This window comes from Pseudoflavonifractor phocaeensis, assembly GCF_021531815.1.
GTDB classification, from domain to species: domain Bacteria; phylum Bacillota; class Clostridia; order Oscillospirales; family Oscillospiraceae; genus Lawsonibacter; species Lawsonibacter phocaeensis_A.
In genome coordinates this window covers 104,204-124,848 of sequence record NZ_JADYUM010000005.1, presented here as the reverse complement: position 1 = coordinate 124,848, position 20,645 = coordinate 104,204, and the positions used below count along the sequence as shown (strand labels likewise).

The window sequence follows — 20,645 nt, the reverse complement described above, 5'->3', positions numbered from 1 at the left end:
TTTTCAAAAAAGAGGTTGTCCTGACGGAGAAAAAGCGGTAGAATAATTTTAAGGACACTTTAGTTTAGTACATTCCGCCTGACAAGGCAACAAAAACCTGAAAAAGGAGAGCGATTCCAATGAACATTCTTGTAATCAATGCCGGCAGCTCCTCCCTGAAGTACCAGCTGCTCAATCCCGAGACCCAGGAGGTCCTGGCCAAGGGCCTGTGCGAACGCATCGGCATTGACGGCAAGTTCACCTACAAGCCCGCCGGCAAGGAGGCCATCAAGGAGGCCGATGTGGCTATGCCCACCCACTCCGAGGCCATCCAGGCCGTGCTGAACGCTCTGGTGGACGAGAAGAACGGCGTCATCGGCTCCATGAAGGAGATCGACGCGGTGGGTCACCGTGTGGTCCACGGCGGCGAGAAGTTCGCCAAGTCTGTGCTCATCACCGACGAGGTCATGGCCGCCATCGAGGAGTGCAACCCCCTGGCCCCCCTGCACAACCCCGCCAACATCATCGGCATCAAGGCCTGTCAGGATCTGATGCCCGGCACCCCCATGGTGGCCGTGTTCGACACCGCCTTCCACCAGACCATGCCTCCCGTGGCCTACACCTATGCCCTGCCCTATGAGTATTATACCCAGGACAAGGTCCGCCGCTACGGCTTCCACGGCACCAGCCACAAGTATGTGGCTGGCCGCGCCGCCGCCATGCTGGGCAAGCCCATTGAGGAGCTGAAGCTCATCTCCTGCCACCTGGGCAACGGCTCCTCCGTCACCGCCGTGGACGGCGGCAAGAGCGTGGACACCTCCATGGGCTTCACCCCCCTGGCCGGCCTGCCCATGGGCACCCGCGCCGGCGACATCGACGCCGGTATCCTGGAGTACCTGATGAACAAGTACAACATGGACATCAAGGAGATGCTGAACGTCCTGAATAAGAAGTCCGGCGTCCAGGGCATTTCCGGCGTGTCCTCCGACTTCCGTGACCTGGAGAAGGCGAAGGCCGAGGGCAACCAGCGGGCCGCCCTGGCTCTGGACGTGTTCCACTACAGCGTGAAGAAGCTCATCGGCTCCTATGCCGCCGTTATGGGCGGCGTGGACGCCGTCATCTTCACCGCCGGCGTGGGCGAGAACGGCGCCGGCGACCGCAAGGCCATCGTCAGCGGCTTGGAGTTCATGGGCATCAAGATCGACGACGAGAAGAACGGCAAGCGCGGCGAGGAGATCGACATCTCCGCCGAGGGCGCCACTGTCCGGACCCTGGTCATCCCCACCAACGAGGAACTGATGATCGCCATGGACACCGCCGCCATCGTCACGGGCTGAGCCTGTATTGTCCGTACCCCAAGGGAGGGCGCACGTTTGTGCGCCCTCCCTTTTACATAGAAAAAAGTCATGGAGAAGCGCCAGTCGGCCACTCTCCATGACTTTTCTTCATTATGCTCTGTCCTGTCTCAGGTATTCACGGGGCTCAGCCCACACCCAGCTGGATCCAAAGGTCGTTATACAGGGTACGGGTCTCGGCGGGCAGGACCAAGTAGGCCTCGCAGCGGTCCAGCACCTCCTGGGGCGCGGCCATGATCTCATACAGCTCCTGGTCCAGCTCCTCTCCGTAGGTATCCTTGTAATAGTCAGGGTACTGCTCCAGAGCTTCCTTATTGGGGGAGGCATACCAGATATAGTCCATATTGGCCAGGCTGGCCTCGGTGGAGGTGATAAAGTTGATCCACTCCTCGGCCTCCTCCTTGTTCTGGGCGTCCTTCAGCACGCACATGGCGTCCACAAACCAGTTGGAGCCCTCCTCGGGCACCACATAGCGCAGGTCCTCGTTATTCTCCAGCATGGTCAGGTAGTCGCCGGCGTAGTAGGTGCTGACAGCAGCGTTGCCGCCCTCCATCTTCTGGAAGATCTCATCCATTACCTTGCCCTGGTAGACGCCCTTGGCCGCGGCGTCGGCAATGAGCTGGTAGGCCTCCCGGATCTCCTTCTCGTCCGTGGTATTGACGGAGTAGCCCAGGTAGTACAAGCCCATGGCCAGCGCGTCCCGGGAGTTTCCGATGAGCAGCACGTCCCCGGCGTATTTCTCGTCGAACATGGCGCTCCAGCTGGTGATCTCCTCGTCCACCATGGTGGAGTTATAGATGATGCCCAGGGTGCCCCAGGTGTAGGGGACGGTGTACTTGTTGTCCGGGTCGTAGGACAGGTTCTTGAACCGGTCGTCAATGAGGGAGAAATTGGGGATATTGTCGTAGTTGAGCTCAGCCAGCATGTCTTCCTCAATCAGCTGGGAGATCATATAGTCAGAGGGGACGATGACGTCATAGTTGGCGCCGCCGTTTTTCAGCAGGGAGTACAGGGCCTCGTTGCTCTCGGCGGTCTGGTAGTTGACCTTGATGCCGGTCTCCTCCTCAAATTGGTCGATCAGATCGGTGTCGATATACTCACCCCAGCTGCAGACATTGACCACGCGGTCACCCTTCTTGCCGCCGCTGCTGTTTGACTGCGCGCCTCCGGCAGAACCGGCGTTTCCGCTGTTCTCATCCATAGCGCATCCTGTCAGGAACAGGCCCGCCGCCAACGTCATGGCGAGGGTCAAGGCTACGATTTTTTTCAATTTATCATTCCTCCAATTACAAGATTGATCTATCTCCGGGCCGGACAAGCGGCCTTGAGAACATGGAACTTACTTCTTTTTCGCCAGCGCCTTCTCCTGCTGGGCCTCCCGCACGTTGACCACGATGAGCAGCACCAGCACCGTCACAAACAGCAAGGTGGAAATGGCGTTGATCTCCGGGCTGACCCGCTTTTTGGTCATGCCGTAGATGGTCATGGCCAGAGTGGAGGTGGCGGAGCCCGCGGTAAAGTAAGAGATGACGAAGTCGTCAATGGACATGGTGAAGGCGATGAGGGCGCCGGAGATGATGCCGGGCTTGATCTCCGGGACCACTACCTTCCAAAACGCCTGCATCCAGGTACAGCCCAGGTCCTGGGCCGCGTCGATGAGGTTCTTGTCCATCTGCCGCAGCTTAGGCATCACGTTCAGGATCACATAGGGAATGTTGAAGCTGATGTGGGCCAGCAGCAGGGTGCCGAAGCCCAGGTACAGCCGGGGCGCCGTCAGCCGGTAGGTGCTCTCCATCCAGGAGACAAAGCCGTTCCACCCGGCGAAGGCGGCCACGAAGAACAGGCACAGGCTGACGCCGGTGACGATGTCGGCATTCATCATGGGGATGTCGTTGACCACCATCAGGGGGCGGCGGAGGCGGCGGTCCATGGTGAAGAAGCCGATGGCGGCGAAGGTGCCCGCCGCGGTGGCAATGACGGTGGCCAGCAGGGAGACCAGAAGGGTGGTGTATACGCTGTTCATGACCACCCGGTCCTGGAACAGCTCCACATACCAGCGCAGGGAGAACCCCTTCCACACCACGCTGCTGTTGCCCTCGTTGAAGGAGAAGATGATGAGCAGAAGGATGGGGGCGTACAGGAACAGGAACACCAGCCCCATAAACAGGCGGCTGCCGAGACGGTTCTTTTTCATAGCATCACCGCCTGTTCCTCGCCCTCACCGAAGTGGTTCATGACCCACATACAGACCACCACGATCACCATCATCACCAGGGCGATGGCACTGCCCAAGTGGGGGTTGTAGGCCCCGCCCAGGAACTGCTGCTCGATCAGGTCGCCCAGCATCATCTGGGTGCCGCCGCCCAGCAGGCGGGAGATGGCGAAGGTGGACACGGAGGGAACGAATACCATAGTGATGCCGGACAGCACCCCAGGGAGAGACAGGGGCAGAATGACCTTCCGGAACACCCCGGCGGAGTTGGCCCCCAGGTCCCGGGCAGCCTCCAGAAGGCTGTTGTCCAGCTTGATGATGACGGAGTAGATGGGCAGGATCATAAAGGGCAGGTAGTTATAGACCATGCCCAGCACCACCGCCCCGGAGGTGCCGATCATCTTGAAATACTGGATATTGGTGCCGAAGACGCTGTTGATGAGGTCAAACAGGCCCATGGCGGAAAAGAGCTGGTTCAGCAGTCCGTTTTTTTCCAGAATGGACATCCAGGCGTAGGTGCGCAGCAGGAAGTTGACCCACATGGGCAGCATGATGAGCACCGAGGCGATGCGCTGGAAGCCGGGGCCCTCCTTGGCCATGGCGTAGGCCACGGGGTACCCCACCAGCAGACAGATGGCGGTGGCGATGAGGGCCAGCTTGAAGGAGCGGGTGAAAATAACGGCGTAGGTCCCCATCCGGGCGAAGTTGGACAGGGAGAAGCCGCCGTCCGCCGTGGTAAAGGCGTAGATCACCACCATGACGATGGGCGCCACCACCAGCAGCGCCATCCAGATCACATACGGGACGGCAAAAAGGGACAGCTTATTCTTCATCTCCGCCCTCCTGATCCTCCTCGGGATCGAAGCTGGCGTCGCTGATCTCCTCATACTCCTCGGAGTAAGAGGAGTAGTCGCCGAACATGCCGGAGTACTGGCTCTTTTTCATGACGTGGATGCCGTCGGGATCGATCTTGATGCCGATGCGGCTGCCCACCGGGGACAGGTCGGTGGTCTGGATCAGCCACTTGAAGCCGTAAAAGTCCACGATGATGTCGTACTGCATCCCCTTGAAAGTGACGTTGGTGACGGTGCCCTTCAGCTGGCCCTGGTCCTCGGGGACGATGTCCACGTCCTCGGGCCGGATGACCACGTCCACCGGCTCGTCCTTGGCAAACCCGCCGTCCAGACACTGAAACTTCCGGTTGAAGATCTCCACCACACCGTCGGCCCGCATGATGCCGTCAATGATGTTGGACTCCCCGATAAAGTCGGCCACAAAGGCGTTCTTGGGCTCGTTGTAGATGTCCTCCGGGGTGCCGATCTGCTGGATCTTGCCCGCGTCCATGACCACCACGGTGTCGGACATGGCAAGGGCCTCCTCCTGGTCGTGGGTGACATAGATGAAGGTGATCTCCATGGCCTTCTGGATGCGCTTCAGCTCGTTCTGCATGTCCTTGCGCAGCTTTAGGTCCAGGGCGCCCAGAGGCTCGTCCAGCAGCAGCACCTTGGGCTTGTTCACCAGGGCCCGGGCAATGGCAACCCGCTGCTGCTGGCCGCCGGAGAGCTGGGTAATGTGGCGCTTCTCAAAGCCCCGCAGGTTGACCACTTCCAGCATCTCCATGACCCGCTGGTGGATCTCCTCCTCGGGCAGCTTCACCTTCTTGCCTTTCCCGTCCACCTTGGGGATGCGAAGGCCGAAGGCGATATTTTCATACACATTCAGGTGGGGAAACAGGGCGTACTTCTGAAACACCGTGTTGATGGCCCGTTTATGGGGCGGAACAGCATTAATCCTCACACCGTCAAAAAAGACGTCCCCAGAAGTGGGCGTCTGAAAACCACCGATGATCCGAAGGGTGGTAGTCTTGCCGCAGCCACTGGGGCCTAACAGTGTGAGGAATTCTTTATCCTTAATATACAGATTGATGTTGTCAAGCACGACCTCGTCGTCGAACGCCATGGTGCAGTTGGCCAGGCGGATCAACTCTTTGGACATGTATCCTCCCCCATTTCTGTGTGTTTTACCTTGTCAGCTCCCTCGATTTATTCGCCCGGTTCGGTGTCCTGCTCTATGGACATCCGGGGGGCCGGGCTTTCACGGATAGCGAGATACACTATATCTGTTTACCCCCCAATTGTCAATCATTTTCCCCAAAATTTTCGCGGAATTTTACTCGGCCTCTTGTTCCACTTTTCACACTGGGAATTTCAGGACAGAAAGCGCCTCCGGATATTCTGCCGGAGGCTCCGCCGCCGTCTTATTCTGCTGCTTCCGGGAGGAAATATTCGACGCGGAACGGGCCGCTGAACCTGTGCCGCGTCCCGCCCCGCTGAATTTTATTTTTCTCTTGACATCCGCGTTCATTTGTTGTATGGTTAATTACACAAGTAATTAACCTATGAACTCTGGAAGGTGAGGCGTATGCGCGGTACCCTGAACGACCAGTCCCTGATCTATTTGCAGATCGCCCAGATGCTGGAGGACGACATTCTCCGCGGGATCTACCGGGAAGAAGAACAGGTCCCCTCCACCAACGAGCTGGCCCGGGTCTACCACATCAATCCGGCCACAGCGGCCAAGGGCATCAATTTGCTGGTGGCCGACGGCATCCTCTACAAAAAGCGCGGCATCGGCATGTTTGTGGCGTCGGGCGCGGAACAGGCTCTGCGGAACAAGCGGAAATCCGCATTTTACGACGAATATATCAAACCCATGGTAAAAGAGGGGGCCTCCCTGTCCCTCTCGGGGGAAGAACTGCTGACAATGGTCCGGAAGGCCATTGAGGAAGGAGAAGAGAAATGAATCCTGATGTTTTAAAGGCCGAGGGCGTGTGCAAGTCCTACGGCAAAAAAGAGGTGCTCCACGATCTGGACCTGACCATCCAGCCGGGGAAGATCTACGGTCTCATCGGCCGCAACGGAGCGGGCAAGACCACCCTACTGGGCATCCTCACCGCCCAGAATACCCTGGACAGCGGCACCGTCACCTATGGCGGACAGCCCGTGTGGGAGAACCAGGCGGCCCTGGACCACATCTGCTTCTCCCGGGAGCTCCAGCCCACCCTGTTCACCGGTCCAAATAACCTGAAAGTCAAGCACTACTTAAAGTCCGCCGCCATCTACTACCCCAACTGGGACCAGGAATACGCGGACCAGCTGCTGGCCGGGTTCAAGCTGGAGCCCAAGAAAAAGATCTGCCAGCTGTCCAAGGGCCAGATGTCCATGGTGACCATCCTCATCGCCCTGGCCAGCCGCGCCCCCATCACCATTCTGGACGAGCCGGCGGCGGGACTGGACGTGGTCATGCGGGAGCGATTCTACCAGCTGCTGCTGGAGGACTACGCCCAGACCAACCGGACCTTTATCGTCTCCACCCACATCATTGAGGAGGCCGCATCCGTCTTCGAGCAGGTCATCATTCTGGACGAGGGCCGCATCCTGGAAAACAGCCCCACGGAAGATCTCATCGGCCAGTTCCACTACATCTCCGGCCGGGAGGATATTGTGGACCAGGTGTGCCGGGGACTGGAGGTGCTGTCCGTCCAGCAGATGGGCCGGCACAAGACCGCGGCCGTCCGGGGCGGCGGGGTCAAGTTGGAAGCGGCGCTCTCCGCCGACGTTGACGTGTCCCCCATGAACCTGCAAAACGTCTTTGTGGCCCTCTGCGGCCACGGAGACGCCCAGTAAGGGGGCGGCGGCATGGTCAGATCGTTGAAATTCCTGCTCTGGTCCGCCTGGGTCAGCCTGGGCGCCATGCTGGCCTTCGCGGCCATCGTCACCGCCGGGGCCTGCCTCACCGGGGTGCCCCAGGGGGCCAACAACATCTTTCGGACCTACTTCGGATGCTTCCCCCTGCTGACCCTCCTCATGCTGTTCCTCTATACCTATGGCCTGTGCACCAGCGATTTGAACCTGGCCCTGTCCTCCGGCGCCCGCCGGCGGGACTACTTCCTGGCCCTCCAGCTCATTCTGCTGCTGTACGCCGGGGTAAGCTGGGCCCTCCAGGCGGTAATGTCCGCCATCCCCGACCTGTTCGGCTGGACCAGCGTGGACCGGTGGAGCTTCCTCATGTCCTTGGGCGGGCTGAACAACTGGCGGTATCCCCTGGCCTGCCTGACCATCATGGCGCTGGGCTGTCTGTGCGGGCTGCTTTATACACGCTCCCGGGCCTGGGGCATTGTGGTCATGGTCCTGGCCATATTGGGCGGAATCGCGGCCACCACGGTGCTGCTGCTTTTTGCGGACGCCCGGCCCGGTACCCCAGGCTCGCTGGTGGCCGCCGCCCTCACCTGTGGTGCGGTGGCGGTGACCGCGGTATGCGAGCTTCTGATCTGGCGGACGGTAAACCGCTATATTGTGAGGTGAGTCCTATGCTGAAAAAACTCATCCGGCTCAACGCCGACGATCTGCTGCTGTGCGGCGGCGTGGTGGGCGGAGTCTTCCTGCTCCTCCACATCATCACCGCCATCGCGGTGCGCTTCTCCGGCGAGGGTTCCAGCCTGCTCCTGTCCGGCGTCCTGCTGCCCATCACGGCAGGCATCCTAATTCTGTTTGTGTCCGCGGCCCATGTGGCGGTCACCTTCGACCAGGCCCTCCGCTTCGGCCGGACCCGGCTGCATGCGTTAGGGCTGACCTTGGGCGTAACAGGCTTCCTGTCCCTGTTTTCCATGGGGCTGGCCGCTCTGTTGGCAGTTCTGGAACGGTTCTTCGCCCCCCGATTCTGGCTCTGGCTGTCTGCCCGGGAGTATATTGTGATGGACGACATTCCCCCCATTCCCGTAATCGGCTGGTCCTCCGGAGAGGCCGCCCTCCGGGCCAAGCAATTGTTCATTGAGGACTTCGCCCTGGCCTGGTGGTGGTTCCCCCTCATCGCCCTGGGCTGCATGGCATTTGGCATCATCATCGGAGCGATGCTCCAACGGTTCGGCGGCAAGTCCTTGTGGATATTCTGGGCCGCCTGGTTGCTGGTCTGCTTCGCGCCCCAGCTCCTGCCCTGGAAACAGTACACCATTGTGGACTGGCTGTTCCCCCTGCTGGGGCTCTTTCTCCTGGCGGCGCTCCTGTGGTCCATATGGTCCCTGCTCCACGCAGTGGTGAAGAATTAGACCGCGCAAGAGGCTCTCCTTCCCGGGGAGCCTCTTTCCTATTTCTTCTAATTTAGAACATTTGTTTGACTTTTCTGTGGAGGTGGGGTATAATAGGGTCAAAGGAGGTGAGCCCGGTGGAGCGGGTCATTTTTCACTGCGATCTGAACAGCTTTTATGCCTCGGTGGAACTGCTGGACCACCCAGAGCTGCGCCACCTCCCGGTGGCGGTATGCGGCGATCCGGACAGCCGCCACGGCATCATCCTAGCCAAGAACGAGCCCGCCAAGGCCTTCGGCGTCAAAACCGCCGAAACCATTTGGCAGGCCCGGAAAAAGTGCCCCGAGCTGGTCCTCCTCCCTGCCCACCACCACAAGTACCGGGAATTCTCCCGCCTGGTCAACCACATCTACCAGGAGTACACCGACCTGGTGGAGCCCTTCGGCATCGACGAGAGCTGGCTGGACCTCACCGGCACCCTTCACCTGTTCGGCGGAGACGCCAGGGCCTTGGCTGACCGGCTCCGGGAGCGGCTGCGCTGCGAGCTGGGGCTGACCATCTCAGTGGGGGTGTCCTTCAACAAGGTCTTCGCCAAGCTGGGCAGCGACTACAAAAAGCCAGACGCCACCACGGTCATTTCCCGGGAAAATTTCAAGCAGATCGTCTGGCCCCTCCCCGTCACCGACCTGCTCTATGTGGGCCGTGCGGCGGCCCAGACCTTCCAAAAATTCAACATCCGCACCATCGGGGACCTGGCCCGGTTCGACCGGGAGTCCCTGTTCACCCTGCTGGGCAAAAACGGGGTCCAGCTCCACGATTTCGCCAACGGCCTGGACCGTTCCCCCGTGGCTCCCGCCACCCAGCACACTCCGCCCAAGTCGGTGGGCAATGGCCTCACCTTTCCCCGAAACCTCCAAGGCCGGGAGGAGATCCGGGCCGGCGTCACCCAGCTGGCCGACCAGGTCGGGACCCGCCTGCGGTTGCAGCACATGAAATGTCAAGGTGTTTCCCTTGCCATTAGGGACCCGGATTTCCGGGACCTGAGCCGCCAGCAGCGGCTGGATTCTCCCACTTACCTGGGCCGTGAGATCGCCCAGACCGCCATGGAGCTGGCGGAGAGCTGCTGGAATATGGACCACCCGGTCCGGGCGCTGACGGTGACCGCCCTCTATCTGGTGCCCGAGGAGGAGGCGGCGGCCCAACTGGACCTGTTGTCCGGCCCCCTGGAGCGGAAGCGGGAACGGCTGGAAAAGCTGGAAGGGGCGCTGGACTCCATTCGGGCCAAGTACGGCAAGGGGGCCATCGCCCCCGCCTCCGCACCCCGGGACCCGGGGGAGGACCGCCACGCGCCTCCCCCCGGCGGGAGCCGGTCATACCTGGAGGAGCCGTGACATAAATTGGGGCATGGAGGTGGTTCCATGCCCCTTTCCTTTGCCCATTTTCTGGCAGAAGCGGTGAAAAATCCGGCTCTGGCCGTCACGTTTCTGCTGTGTCTGGCCGTCCTGCTGGTCAACGGCTGGACCGACGCCCCCAACGCCATCGCCGGGGCGGTGGTCACCGGAGCCCTCCCCTTCCGGCGGGCGGTACTACTGGCGGCTGTCTGCAATTTTCTCGGCGTGCTGTGCGTCACGTCGGTCTACGCCTCGGTGGCGGAGACGGTCTACTCCATCGCCCTGTTCGGCGGCGGGCCCCGGGCCGCCCTCACCGCCCTGTGCGCCGCCATGTCGGCCATCGTCCTGTGGGCGGGGCTGGCCTGGCGGTTCGGCATCCCCACCAGCGAGAGCCACGCCCTTGTGTCCGGACTGTCCGGCGCGGCGGTGGCCCTGGAGGGCAGCCTGTCCTGTATTCGCTGGGGCTGTTGGGCCAAGGTGCTGGCAGGGCTGGTTCTGTCCGCCGCAGCCGGATTTTGGGCGGGCAGCAGGACGGAACACGCCCTTTTTCATGTAAAGTGGAAAAGCTCTACATTCCTTGCCGCTCAAATCCCAGGAGCAGCGGGGGCCGCCTTTCTCCACGGTGCCCAGGACGGGCAAAAGTTTTTAGGGGTCTTCCTCCTGGGGACTGCCCTGGCCCAGGGGCGGGGGGATGAACAGACCTTCCCCATCCCTCTCTGGCTCATGGTGCTGTGCGCCCTGTTCATGGCACTGGGCACCCTGATGGGCGGACGGCGCATCATCGACAAGGTGGGACGGGAAATGGTGACTCTGGGTCCCCGGGAAGGTCTGGCCGCCGACCTTGGCAGCGTCCTGTGCCTGCTGGCCGCCACCGCCCTGGGCCTCCCCGTCTCCACCACCCACACCCGCACCGCCGCCCTGCTGGGGGTCGGCCGGGGGGCGGGAACAGCTGTGGACTGGCGTGTGGCGGGACAGGTGGCCCTGGCCTGGGTGCTCACCTTCCCGGGGTGTATGGCCATCGGCTACTGGATGAGCCGGCTGTATCTGGCCCTGCTTCTCCCCTGACCGTTGTGCTGGTGGAGCCCCCTAGGTCCCTCTGACCAAACGGCGGGGTTGGCCCACCTCCTGACAGAACCATTCCTCCGGAACGCGCACACCTTCTCCCGCCCCGTCATAGCCTAATCTGGACACAGCCGCATAGGCGGATCGGCCGCCCGCGGCACCGTTACCGTCCAGAAAGGATGTACAATATGACGCAGGCACTTCTTTGGGCCGCCGGCGGCACCGGGTTCACCTTCCTGATGACCGCGCTGGGGGCTTCTATGGTCTTTCTTTTCCGCAGCCACGCCTCCCCCACCCTTCACCGGCTTCTGCTGGGCTTTGCCGCCGGGGTGATGATCGCCGCCAGCATGTGGTCCCTCCTGATCCCCGCCATTGAGGAGGCGGAGGCCATGGGAATGGTGGGCTGGCTCCCCGCCGCGGGCGGGTCGGTGCTGGGCATCGCTTTCCTGTTGGCCATGGACTACCTGCTCCCCCATTTTACCCCCGAATCCTTCCACTGGAAGGAAGGCCGGACCTCACGGCGGCGCACCGCCCTGCTGGTGCTGGCGGTGACCCTCCACAACATTCCCGAGGGGATGGCCGTGGGCATCTCCTTCGCCCTGGCCGCCTACAACGAAGAACCCTCCCTGCTCACCGCCGCCGCGGCCCTGGCCCTGGGTATCGGCATCCAGAACTTTCCGGAGGGCGCGGCCATCGCCCTGCCCCTGCGCCAGGAGGGAATGAGCCGCCGCCGCGCCTTTGTCATGGGGTCTTTATCCGGAACAGTGGAGCCTGTCTTCGGGCTGCTCACCGTTCTGGCCGTCGGTTCCATTCAGCCCCTGATGCCCTGGCTGCTGTCCTTTGCCGCCGGCGCCATGCTCTATGTGGTGGTGGAGGAACTGATCCCCGAGGCCAATCTCTGTGAGGGCGGACACTCCGGCACCCTGGGGGTCATGGCCGGTTTTCTGATCATGATGATCCTGGACGTGGCCCTGGGGTGACGTGCCGCGGCTTCCACGTTACATCTCCTTCCGGATCTGCCGCAGGGCGTTTTTTTCCAGCCGGGACACCTGGGCCTGGGAGATCCCGATCTCACTGGACACCTCCATTTGGGTCTTGCCCTGGAAGAACCGCATGGACAGGATCTTCCGCTCCCGCTCGCTGAGGTGGGACACGGCCTCCTTCAAAGCGATGCGCTCCAGCCACATCTCATCGGTGTTCCGGCTGTCCTTCACCTGGTCCATGACGCACACCGTATCCCCGCTGTCTGAGTAAACCGGCTCATAGAGGGACACCGGCTCCAAAATAGCGTCCAGGGCGAAGACAACGTCCTCCCGCTTCAGGTCCAGCAGTTTTGCGATCTCCTCCACGGTGGGTTCCTTCTGGTGCTTGGCCATGTAGGCCTCCTTGGCCTGGAGGACCTTGTAGGCCGTGTCCCGCATGGCCCGGGACACCCGCATGGTGCTGTTGTCCCGGAGGTAGCGGCGGATCTCTCCCACGATCATGGGCACCCCGTAGGTGGAGAACTTCACCTGCAGATTGGTGTCAAAGTTATCGATGGCTTTGATCAGGCCGATACACCCCACCTGGAACAGATCGTCGGCGTTCTCTCCCCGGTTGGAAAAGCGCTGGATCACCGACAGCACCAGCCGCAGGTTTCCCGCGATCAGTTCCTCCCGGGCCTGCTTGTCCCCCGCCTTGGCGCGGACCAGCAGCGCCTGTGTCTCCTCGCTTTTCAGGACCTTCAGCTTGGCGGTATTCACCCCGCAGATCTCTACCTTGTGCTGCACGATCAAAACCCCCCGCCCAGAGATACTGTATTCCAAGTATCTCCGGGCGAGGGGGTTTCATACTTTGCGGGAAGGGGCGAAATTTTTTATCGTCTGACCGGTTTCGATGGATTTTTGTGGGGAGCGTGTTCAGAGCAGCAGGTCCAGCGTCTCCTCGTCCGCCACCCGGATGCCGGACTCCCCCAGCAGCCGGGCGGCCACACCCTGTCCCGGGACCAGTTTCCCGGAAAAGGAGCCGTCATAGATTTGCCGGCTGCCGCAGGAGGGAGAGTTGGCCTTGAGGACGGCCCAGGTACAGCCCTCAGTCCGGGCCAGCTCCAGAGTCCGGCGGGCCCCCTCCAGGTAGGCGGCGGTCACGTCCTCCCCCGCCCGGTTCACCACCCGGCCGCCGGGCTGGAGCTCCGCCGGGGAGCGGGGCGTGGGCAGTCCTCCCAGCACCTCGGGACAGACAGGGACCAACGTATGCCCCGCCGCCCGCAGCTTCTCCAGCTCCGGGACCGGCTTGCTTTTGCCGTCGTAGCGGCAGGGCTCCCCCATGAGGCAGGCGCTGACCAGGATCTTCATATGGTTTCCTCCCGTTTCTGCGAAAAACGCCCGGCGCATTGCCGGGCGTTTGAGCGGATATGGTTCAGTGGGTCAGGTAATATTTTACCAGGGTCTGGAGCAGCTCGTCCCGGTCCACCTTCCGGATCAGGGCGCGGGCGTTGTTGTGGTTGGTGATATAGGTGGGGTCCTCCGAGAGGATATAGCCCACGATCTGGTTGATGGGGTTATAGCCCTTCTCCTGCAGCGCCTGATAGACTGTGGACAGGATCGTCTTGATCTCCAGGTCACGCTGATCGCCCAGACTGAACTTACGGGTAAAATCCATCTCTCCCATGGGAACACCTCCTAGCCATAAAGCTGTTTCTAGTCTACTCCAAATCTTCACTCCTGTAAAGAGGCTTGGGGCAAATTTAATAAAACTGAAATATTTATTCCAACGGGGTCATGGACCGCATGGCGCCGGACTGGGTATCAAACTCACACAGCGTGTCCCCCCAGTCCCGGTACAGGTCCTGTTCCCAGTCCAGCACCTCCTTCACGGGGGTGATAAAGGTCAAGGTCTTTCCCCCATCCCGGAAGGAGATGTCCCGGGGACACACATAATAGCAGGCCCCGAAGCCGTAATGGGGAAGGAGGTCCACGATCTCGACGCTGGTCCCGTCTCTGGACACATAGAGCATGCTGGTGGCAGTGCCGTGGGTGGTCCCCGTCTGGCCGGACACGCAAAGGGTCCCCAGCTCTCCGGGGTAGGGCTCGTAAAAATAAGACAGTCCCGAGTTCTTTAACAGGCGCTCCCGCTCCTGCAGAACCGCTTCCATGCTCCCCTGCTCCTCCACTGACTGGCTTTCCGGCCTTTCCATCTCAAAGGTCCGGGGCAGTTCTGTTCCCTCTCCGAGGATAGGACCCAATCCCAGCGTGGCGGACAGAGCCAAAGCAAGCAGCATTTTCATTCCCATACCCTTGATTCCTTTCTATCTCAAATATACCGGTATATTTATACGCCGGCCTTCTGTTCCTTTCCCGTCATGGCCGCGGCGGCCACCTGAAGCAGGGCGGACAGGGCGGCCAGGTAGAAGACATACTGGACGCCCCAGCCCTCCCAGACCAGGCCCATGATAGGCGAGGCGATAATGGCCATCACGTGGTCCACGCTCAGGCCCACGGACAGGGTGCGGGTCACCTCGCTGGGGTCCAGGGCGATAGACCGCATCATAAAGGAGTGGACCATACTGAACTGCTCAAAGAGGACGCACAGCACATAGGCCCCGAAGACCAGCCAGGTCTGCCACCCGCCGGCGGCGAAGGCGCCGCTGGCCAGCAGCCCTGCCATCAGGCCCATGACGGAGAAGGTGACGGCAATATAAGCCGCCTCCATCCACAGCATTTTCTTGACCCCCAGCCGGTCCAGCAGCCGTCCGATCCGGGGCGCCATCCAGGTCCCCACCAGGTGGGTGGCGATGGTCAGCAGGGCCACCGTGTCCGCGCCCTGGCCCAGGAGCTGGATGACGACCCAGGGCGCGAAGACGATCCGGATGCGCTTCTGGCAGCCATAGGCCAGAGTGACCATGTAGTATGGCATATACCGGCGGCGGAAGAGCAGCTTGTGGTTGCTCACCGCTCCGGTCTTCCCCATCTCGCGGACCATGGCCGCCAGGAGAAAAACAGCCAGGGCCGTTGCACCCGCCGCGATCACAAAGGGCAGGATGACTTTGCTTTCAAAGGTGAAGATCCCAAACCGGAAGCCCACGAACACAATACAGGCCGACACCATGGAGGTGAGGGTGGTCACCCCCTTGAACCGGCCCAGGCCGGCTCCCACCTTTCCCTGCTCCGCCAGTTCCATGGAGATGGAGTCGTTCAGGGGCATGAACAGGTGCTGGCCCATGGAGTGGATGAACAGAAAGGCCAGCATCACGCCGTACCCCGGGGAAAAGCAGCCCATGACCACCAGTCCCACCAGCATCAGCGCCTGGGCGATGACCGCCATCCACAGGTTTCCCAGAAAACCCAGCGCGGCCACCAGCACCATGCACAGGATGCCCGGGCTCTCCCGGGGGATCTCCAGAAATCCCCGCTGGACGGAATCGATATGGTACACCTCGTTAAAATAATTGGAAAAGGTTTTCGCGCCCAGGCCGTCGGCCACAGCCACACAGATCAATACCAGCACAAACAGCCGGACGGCTCTCTTTTTGGATGGCTCCATCCGTTCTTCTCTCTCTTTCCGCACACAGTATTGAAAAGCCGCCGCAGGCTCCTCCTCCGGTGGCCTTCCCTGTCCTCGAATTTTTATAACGTATCTTCTTCCGTCCTGTCCAGGGCCTCCTCCACATCAAAAGGCGGAGGATCCAGCTCCCGGTCCGTTTCAGGCACAGGAGCGCCCGGCGATGCAGGCGGCTCCGTGGTGATGCCCTGGCGGTACTTCATCTCCTGCCACTGCTCCTTGGTGATGAGGAGCTGGCGGGGCTTGCTGCCCTCGAAGGGACCCACGATGCCCTTCTCCTCCAGCTGGTCCACCAGCCGGGCGGCCCGGGCGTAGCCTAGCTTCAGCCTGCGCTGGAGCATGGACACGGAGGCCTGTCCCGTCTCCACCACCACCTCGGCGGCGGCGTCGATAAGCTCGTCGTACTCGCTGTCCACGTCCTCGGGAGCGGAACCGCCCACTCCCTTGGCCCCCTTCTCCTTCTCAGCTGCGTGCTGCTCGATCTCCTGCATGACGGCGTCGTCATACTGGGCCGAGCCGCTCTTTTTCACGAAGTCCACCACCGCCGCCACCTCCTGGTCGGAGATGAGGCAGCCCTGGACCCGGGTGGGCTTGCCGCTGCCCAGGGGGAAGTAGAGCATGTCGCCCCGGCCCACCAGCTTCTCCGCGCCGGTGATGTCCAGAATGATCCGGGACTCCAGAGAGGAGGCCACGGCGAAGGCGATGCGGCTGGGGATATTGGCCTTCATCAGGCCGGTGATCACGTCGGCGGAGGGCCGCTGGGTGGCGATGATCAGGTGCATCCCGGCGGCACGGCCCATCTGGGCCACCCGGCAGATGGACTCCTCCACCTCCTTGGCGGCCACCAGCATCAGGTCGGCCAACTCGTCGATGAGGACCACGATGTAGGGCATCTTCTCCATACCCTCGGTCTTAGCGGCCAGGGCGTTGTACTCCTCCAGCTTGCGCACCCCCACCTCGGAGAAGGTGCGGTAGCGCTTCATCATTTCGGTGACCGCCCACTGGAGGGCCCCGGCGGCCTTCTTGGGATCGGTGACCACGGGGATGAGCAGGTGGGGGATGCCGTTGTAGATCCCCAGCTCCACCATCTTGGGGTCCACCATGATGAGGCGGACCTCCTCGGGAGTGGCCTTGTAGAGCAGGGAGGTGATGATGGAGTTGGTACACACCGATTTGCCGGAGCCGGTGGTACCGGCGATGAGCAGATGGGGCATCTTGGCGATATTGCCCACAATGGGGTTGCCGCCGATGTCCTTGCCCACGGCGAAGGACACCTTGGAGGCGCTGTCGGTAAAGGCCTTGGAGCCGATGACCGAGTGGATGTTCACCGGAGAGACCATCTTGTTGGGCACCTCGATGCCCACCATGGAGATCTGGTCGGGGATGGGCGCGATACGCACGCCGGTAGCCCCTAGGGCCAGGGCAATGTCATCGGCCAGATTGGTCAGCTTGTTCAGCCGCACGCCCTGGTCCAGTTCCAGCTCGTACCGGGTCACCGAGGGGCCCCGGGTGACGTTGATGATATTGGCGTCGATGCCGAAGGAGTGGATGGTGTCGGTGAGCCGCTGGCGGTTGGCGTTCAGCTCGGCCAGCGCCTCCCCGCCGATGTCCCCCGGTCCTTCTTTCAGCAGGGACAGGGGCGGGTACTGATAGGCCGGGGTCCCCTGGCTCAGGCTGCCCTGAATGTCCTGGGCCACCTGGGCCGCCTCCTGCTCCAGCTCCTGGCGCTTGGCCTTGGCCTGGGCGGGTTCCGGAACCGGGGCGGCGGAGACAGGCTCCGGAGCGGGAGCGGCGGGAACTGGCGCGGGCTTGGGCTGGACCGGGGCGGGGCCGGGCGGAGCCGCTGTCACCGGGGGCACCACCGGGATAGGCTGGGGCGGAACGATGGGTTCCGTGACGAACTCCGGTTCCTTTTCCTCCGGCTGGGGCGGCTGTGCGGGCTTTGGTTCCTGGACGGCTCCGGTCAGCACCTGGTCGGGCGACGGCACCCTGGGCTTCCGGTCGAAAAAGCTCCGTTTTTTCTTTTCCGGGGCTGGCTGGGGTTGTTCCTGTTCCCGGACCAGCGGACCGTCATCCACCGGGATGTCAATGGGCGCCCGGCGGGCGGCGGTCTGGGACAGGACCTCGGAGGCGGCGGGACGCTCCTCCTCCCGGCGGACCCGGCGGGGCCGCTGGGGCTCAGGCTCCGGCTCATAGTCATAGTGGGGACGGTTGAAGATCCAGTCGGCCACATCCAGAATGGAGCGGTTAAAGGCGGCCAGCCCCGACAGGATGCCCGCCATGGCGAACAGGATGGTGCACCCCAGCGCGGAGAACAGGGTGACGCAGCCCTGGGCCAGCAGGCCGCCCACGGCGCCGCCGGACCTCATCACTTCTCCGCTCTCCCACAGGCTTTTCAGCAGGGCGCCGTCCCAGGGCAGGGGCTCCGCCAGCAGGCCGTGGACCAGACAGGAGAAGAGCAGCGGCAGCAGCAGGGCACATATCAGACGCAGGCGCACCGGACGGCCCCGGTGGAAGGCCAGGATGTAGGCCCCCAGCACCAGGGCGGGAGGCACCAGCCAGAAGCCGTAGCCCAACAGGCCCTTGAGCAGGCCGCAGAAGAAGTCGATGAAGATGGCCTCCACATGAAAGTAGCCGAAGGAGGCGAAAATGGCCAGCAGCAGGCAGACCAGCGCCCCCACCTCCCGGCGGAAGGGCCGGGGGGTGGGCTGCGCCGCCCTCCCCTTTCCCCCGCTCTTGGCCCGGGAGGTACCGGACGCGGAGGCGGCCCGTTTTCCTCCCGCGGAGGAGGCGGAACGGCTGCCTCCTGTTTTCTTTTGTGTCGTTGCCATAGGCGTTTCTTTCCTTTCCGGAGTATGGTGTCGCGGGGTGATACGTTGTCTCAGAAGCCCATGAAAATTGCCGCCAGGGAGACCAGACCAGCCGCCCAGCAGTAGTAGGCGAAGGCGCCAAATTTGTTCCAAACTTGTCTCCCAACAAGTTTGGAACAAACCTTGATTTCATGTCTTGGCGTACGGAATCGTCATTCCGTACGCCGCCGCCGCACAGCGGCGGGCCGCCTTGCAGGCGGCCTGGGCAAATTTGGCTTTTTTCCTTAAAAGCCCATGAAGATCGCGATCAGGGAGATAATGCCTGCCGCCCAGCAGTAGTAGGCGAAGGCGCCAAATTTGCCCTTGGACGCCAGCAGGTTCACCAGGCGGATGGAGAAGTAGCCCACCACGCCAGCAATGACCATGCCCACCAGGTACATGGGCAGCACACCCTCGGCCAGACCGCCCTCCGCGCCGATCACATCCTTGACTTCCAGCAGGGTGGCGCCCAGGACGGCGGGCAGGGACAGCAGGAAGGAATAGCGGACGGCAAACCTCCGGTCAAAGCCCACGGCCATGCCCGCGGAGATGGTGCAGCCGGACCGGGACAGGCCAGGAATGGTGGCACAGCCCTGGGCCAGGCCCACCAGCAGTACGTCCTTCAAGGTGGCGTTCCGGGCGGTTTTCCGCCCGCCTCCCATCCGGTCGGACAGGAACAGGATACAGCCGGTGGCCAGCAAGGCGCAGCTGACAAACACGGGGCTGCTCCCCAGAGCCTCCACATAGTCCTTCACCAGCATGACCACGAACAGAGGCAGGGTGCCCACGATAATCAGGAGCACCAACCTCCGGGCCTCCGGGGGATTGCCCCGGGAGGGGTGGCGGGAGAACATGTCTCCAATGGCCCGAAAGAACTCCAGCACCATCTCCACCACGTCCTGGAAATAGTAGACGCACACCGCCAGCAGGGTGGCAAAGTGGAGCAGGATGTTGAACAGGTTGTCCGGCTCCTCCATTCCGAAAAAGTGCTGCAGCAGGGTCAGATGGCCTGAGCTGGAAATGGGCAGGAACTCGGCCACGCCCTGGACGAAGCCCAAAACGGCAGACATCAGATACGTCACGATATGTACCTCCAATGGCGAAATGCCAATAAAATCACTTATACTATATTAACACAAGGTAGCGGAGAATTCCAGCCTTTTCCCTCGTTTCTCTTTAATCCGGATGAAAACCTTTGGACGGGCAGCCACATGGGGTCCGCCACTACCCAAACGATTCTGACCACGTCCTCAATCTAAGGCGCTCAGGCATACGGCGCGGCCCGATGGGGTCATCGGGCCCTACAGGACACACAGAATCCCGATCGTAGGGGCGGCCTTCCGGACGCCCCTGTGACCGGCGTGTGCCATCGGGAGGGCGGCCCCATGGGACCGCTCTACTTCTTTTCTTCCGGTGCGCCGTGGTCCCGCTTTTTCTCCCCGATCATCCCGTGAAGGCAGTCCAGGGCGTCGGACAGGCCGCCGATCTTATCAATGAGGCCCAGCTCCACCGCCTCCTCCCCGTAGATCACGCTGCCTACATCGGCGGCCAGCTCCCCCGTCTGGAGCATCAGGCGTGTAAAGTCCTCCCGCTTGATGGCACTGTTGGCAGTAACGAACTGGATGATCCGCTCCTGGATGCGCTCGAAGTAATAGAAGGTCTGGGGCACTCCGATGACCAGACCGTTAAGCCGCACCGGGTGGATGGTCATGGCCGCCGAGGGGGCAATGAAGGACCGTTTGGCCGACACCGCCAGGGGGACCCCGATGGAGTGACTGCCCCCCAGCACCAGGGACACCGTGGGCTTGGACATGGAGGCGATCAGCTCTGAGATAGCCAGCCCCGCCTCCACGTCTCCACCTCCGTTGTTCAGGAGGATGAGCAGGCCGTCGATCCGGTCGCTCTCCTCCACCATGGCCAGCAGGGGCAGGACATGCTCATACTTGGTGCTCTTGCTGGTGGGCGGCAGCAGCTGGTGCCCCTCGATCTGTCCCACGATGGTCAGCACATAGATGGTCCCCTTCTCCGTCTGGATCAGGGAGGACCCGAAGTCCACAATGGGCTGGATGACCTGTTCCTGGTCCTGGACCTCCCGCTTCTCCTCTTTTTCTTCCAAACCAATCCCCTCCTCGTCTTTCCCGGATAGATTGTGCCGGAAGGGAGTTTTTTACTCCC

Annotated in this window: 20 protein-coding genes; 8 read left to right on the top strand and 12 right to left on the bottom strand. The window is 62.0% G+C overall.

Annotated elements, in window-relative coordinates; all coding sequences use genetic code 11:
* The first annotated feature begins 119 nt into the window (after window positions 1-119).
* Complete coding sequence (locus I6E42_RS04715; protein ID WP_235370772.1) at window positions 120-1,316, top strand: acetate/propionate family kinase; 1,197 nt, start codon at window positions 120-122, stop codon at window positions 1,314-1,316.
* Window positions 1,317-1,461: 145 nt separating this feature from the next.
* Here the strand turns inward: I6E42_RS04715 and I6E42_RS04710 are convergent, their stop codons facing one another.
* The 4 genes from I6E42_RS04710 to I6E42_RS04695 all read right to left on the bottom strand — a co-directional run bounded on the left by I6E42_RS04710 (window position 1,462) and on the right by I6E42_RS04695 (window position 5,541).
* Entirely contained in the window at window positions 1,462-2,604 is a 1,143-nt protein-coding gene (locus tag I6E42_RS04710) for an ABC transporter substrate-binding protein (RefSeq protein ID WP_235370771.1), read from the bottom strand.
* Between the two features lie 69 nt (window positions 2,605-2,673).
* Window positions 2,674-3,528, bottom strand: coding sequence for an ABC transporter permease (locus I6E42_RS04705; protein ID WP_235370770.1), 855 nt, complete (start codon window positions 3,526-3,528; stop codon window positions 2,674-2,676).
* Window positions 3,525-4,379 carry an ABC transporter permease gene (locus tag I6E42_RS04700; RefSeq protein WP_235370769.1) on the bottom strand — a complete coding sequence of 285 codons (855 nt, stop codon included), beginning with the start codon at window positions 4,377-4,379 and terminating at the stop codon, window positions 3,525-3,527. The genes I6E42_RS04705 and I6E42_RS04700 overlap by 4 nt, the downstream gene beginning before the upstream one ends.
* Window positions 4,369-5,541 carry an ABC transporter ATP-binding protein gene (locus I6E42_RS04695; protein ID WP_235370768.1) on the bottom strand — a complete coding sequence of 391 codons (1,173 nt, stop codon included), beginning with the start codon at window positions 5,539-5,541 and terminating at the stop codon, window positions 4,369-4,371. The genes I6E42_RS04700 and I6E42_RS04695 overlap by 11 nt, the downstream gene beginning before the upstream one ends.
* Window positions 5,542-5,967: 426 nt before the next feature.
* Between I6E42_RS04695 and I6E42_RS04690 the strand changes: the two genes are divergently transcribed.
* The 7 genes from I6E42_RS04690 (at window position 5,968) to I6E42_RS04660 (ending at window position 12,062) form a co-directional block, all read left to right on the top strand.
* Window positions 5,968-6,348: a GntR family transcriptional regulator gene (locus tag I6E42_RS04690; protein ID WP_235370767.1), complete on the top strand. Its 381-nt coding sequence runs from the start codon at window positions 5,968-5,970 to the stop codon at window positions 6,346-6,348.
* On the top strand, window positions 6,345-7,232 hold the full coding sequence (locus I6E42_RS04685) for an ABC transporter ATP-binding protein (protein ID WP_235370766.1): 888 nt from the start codon (window positions 6,345-6,347) through the stop codon (window positions 7,230-7,232). The genes I6E42_RS04690 and I6E42_RS04685 overlap by 4 nt, the downstream gene beginning before the upstream one ends.
* A gap of 12 nt (window positions 7,233-7,244) precedes the next feature.
* Window positions 7,245-7,910, top strand: a complete 666-nt coding sequence (locus I6E42_RS04680; protein ID WP_235370765.1) for a hypothetical protein — start codon at window positions 7,245-7,247, stop codon at window positions 7,908-7,910.
* A gap of 5 nt (window positions 7,911-7,915) precedes the next feature.
* Entirely contained in the window at window positions 7,916-8,650 is a 735-nt protein-coding gene (locus I6E42_RS04675) for a hypothetical protein (protein ID WP_235370764.1), read from the top strand.
* 116 nt (window positions 8,651-8,766) lie between these two features.
* Window positions 8,767-10,020 carry a DNA polymerase IV gene (dinB, locus tag I6E42_RS04670; RefSeq protein WP_235370763.1) on the top strand — a complete coding sequence of 418 codons (1,254 nt, stop codon included), beginning with the start codon at window positions 8,767-8,769 and terminating at the stop codon, window positions 10,018-10,020.
* A 27-nt stretch (window positions 10,021-10,047) separates the two neighbouring features.
* Window positions 10,048-11,085, top strand: a complete 1,038-nt coding sequence (locus I6E42_RS04665) for an inorganic phosphate transporter (RefSeq protein WP_235370762.1) — start codon at window positions 10,048-10,050, stop codon at window positions 11,083-11,085.
* Window positions 11,086-11,270: 185 nt separating this feature from the next.
* A complete protein-coding gene (locus I6E42_RS04660) occupies window positions 11,271-12,062 on the top strand; it encodes a ZIP family metal transporter (protein ID WP_235370761.1) in 792 nt (263 codons plus the stop codon).
* Window positions 12,063-12,080: 18 nt separating this feature from the next.
* Here the strand turns inward: I6E42_RS04660 and sigG are convergent, their stop codons facing one another.
* From sigG to I6E42_RS04620, 8 genes are all read right to left on the bottom strand, one after another.
* The gene (gene sigG, locus I6E42_RS04655; protein ID WP_235370760.1) at window positions 12,081-12,851 is read right to left on the bottom strand and encodes an RNA polymerase sporulation sigma factor SigG; all 771 of its coding nucleotides are present in this window, start codon (window positions 12,849-12,851) and stop codon (window positions 12,081-12,083) included.
* A 129-nt stretch (window positions 12,852-12,980) separates the two neighbouring features.
* Window positions 12,981-13,415, bottom strand: coding sequence for a 2-thiouracil desulfurase family protein (locus I6E42_RS04650; RefSeq protein ID WP_235370759.1), 435 nt, complete (start codon window positions 13,413-13,415; stop codon window positions 12,981-12,983).
* Between the two features lie 64 nt (window positions 13,416-13,479).
* On the bottom strand, window positions 13,480-13,731 hold the full coding sequence (locus I6E42_RS04645; RefSeq protein ID WP_087393812.1) for an IreB family regulatory phosphoprotein: 252 nt from the start codon (window positions 13,729-13,731) through the stop codon (window positions 13,480-13,482).
* 94 nt (window positions 13,732-13,825) lie between these two features.
* Window positions 13,826-14,353, bottom strand: a complete 528-nt coding sequence (locus I6E42_RS04640; protein ID WP_235370758.1) for a hypothetical protein — start codon at window positions 14,351-14,353, stop codon at window positions 13,826-13,828.
* A gap of 38 nt (window positions 14,354-14,391) precedes the next feature.
* The gene (locus I6E42_RS04635; RefSeq protein ID WP_235370757.1) at window positions 14,392-15,603 is read right to left on the bottom strand and encodes an MFS transporter; all 1,212 of its coding nucleotides are present in this window, start codon (window positions 15,601-15,603) and stop codon (window positions 14,392-14,394) included.
* 83 nt (window positions 15,604-15,686) lie between these two features.
* Window positions 15,687-18,452: an FtsK/SpoIIIE family DNA translocase gene (locus I6E42_RS04630; protein WP_235370756.1), complete on the bottom strand. Its 2,766-nt coding sequence runs from the start codon at window positions 18,450-18,452 to the stop codon at window positions 15,687-15,689.
* Window positions 18,453-18,715: 263 nt separating this feature from the next.
* The gene (locus I6E42_RS04625; protein ID WP_235370755.1) at window positions 18,716-19,552 is read right to left on the bottom strand and encodes an undecaprenyl-diphosphate phosphatase; all 837 of its coding nucleotides are present in this window, start codon (window positions 19,550-19,552) and stop codon (window positions 18,716-18,718) included.
* A 314-nt stretch (window positions 19,553-19,866) separates the two neighbouring features.
* Window positions 19,867-20,586: a ClpP family protease gene (locus I6E42_RS04620; protein WP_235370754.1), complete on the bottom strand. Its 720-nt coding sequence runs from the start codon at window positions 20,584-20,586 to the stop codon at window positions 19,867-19,869.
* Window positions 20,587-20,645 lie beyond the last annotated feature (59 nt).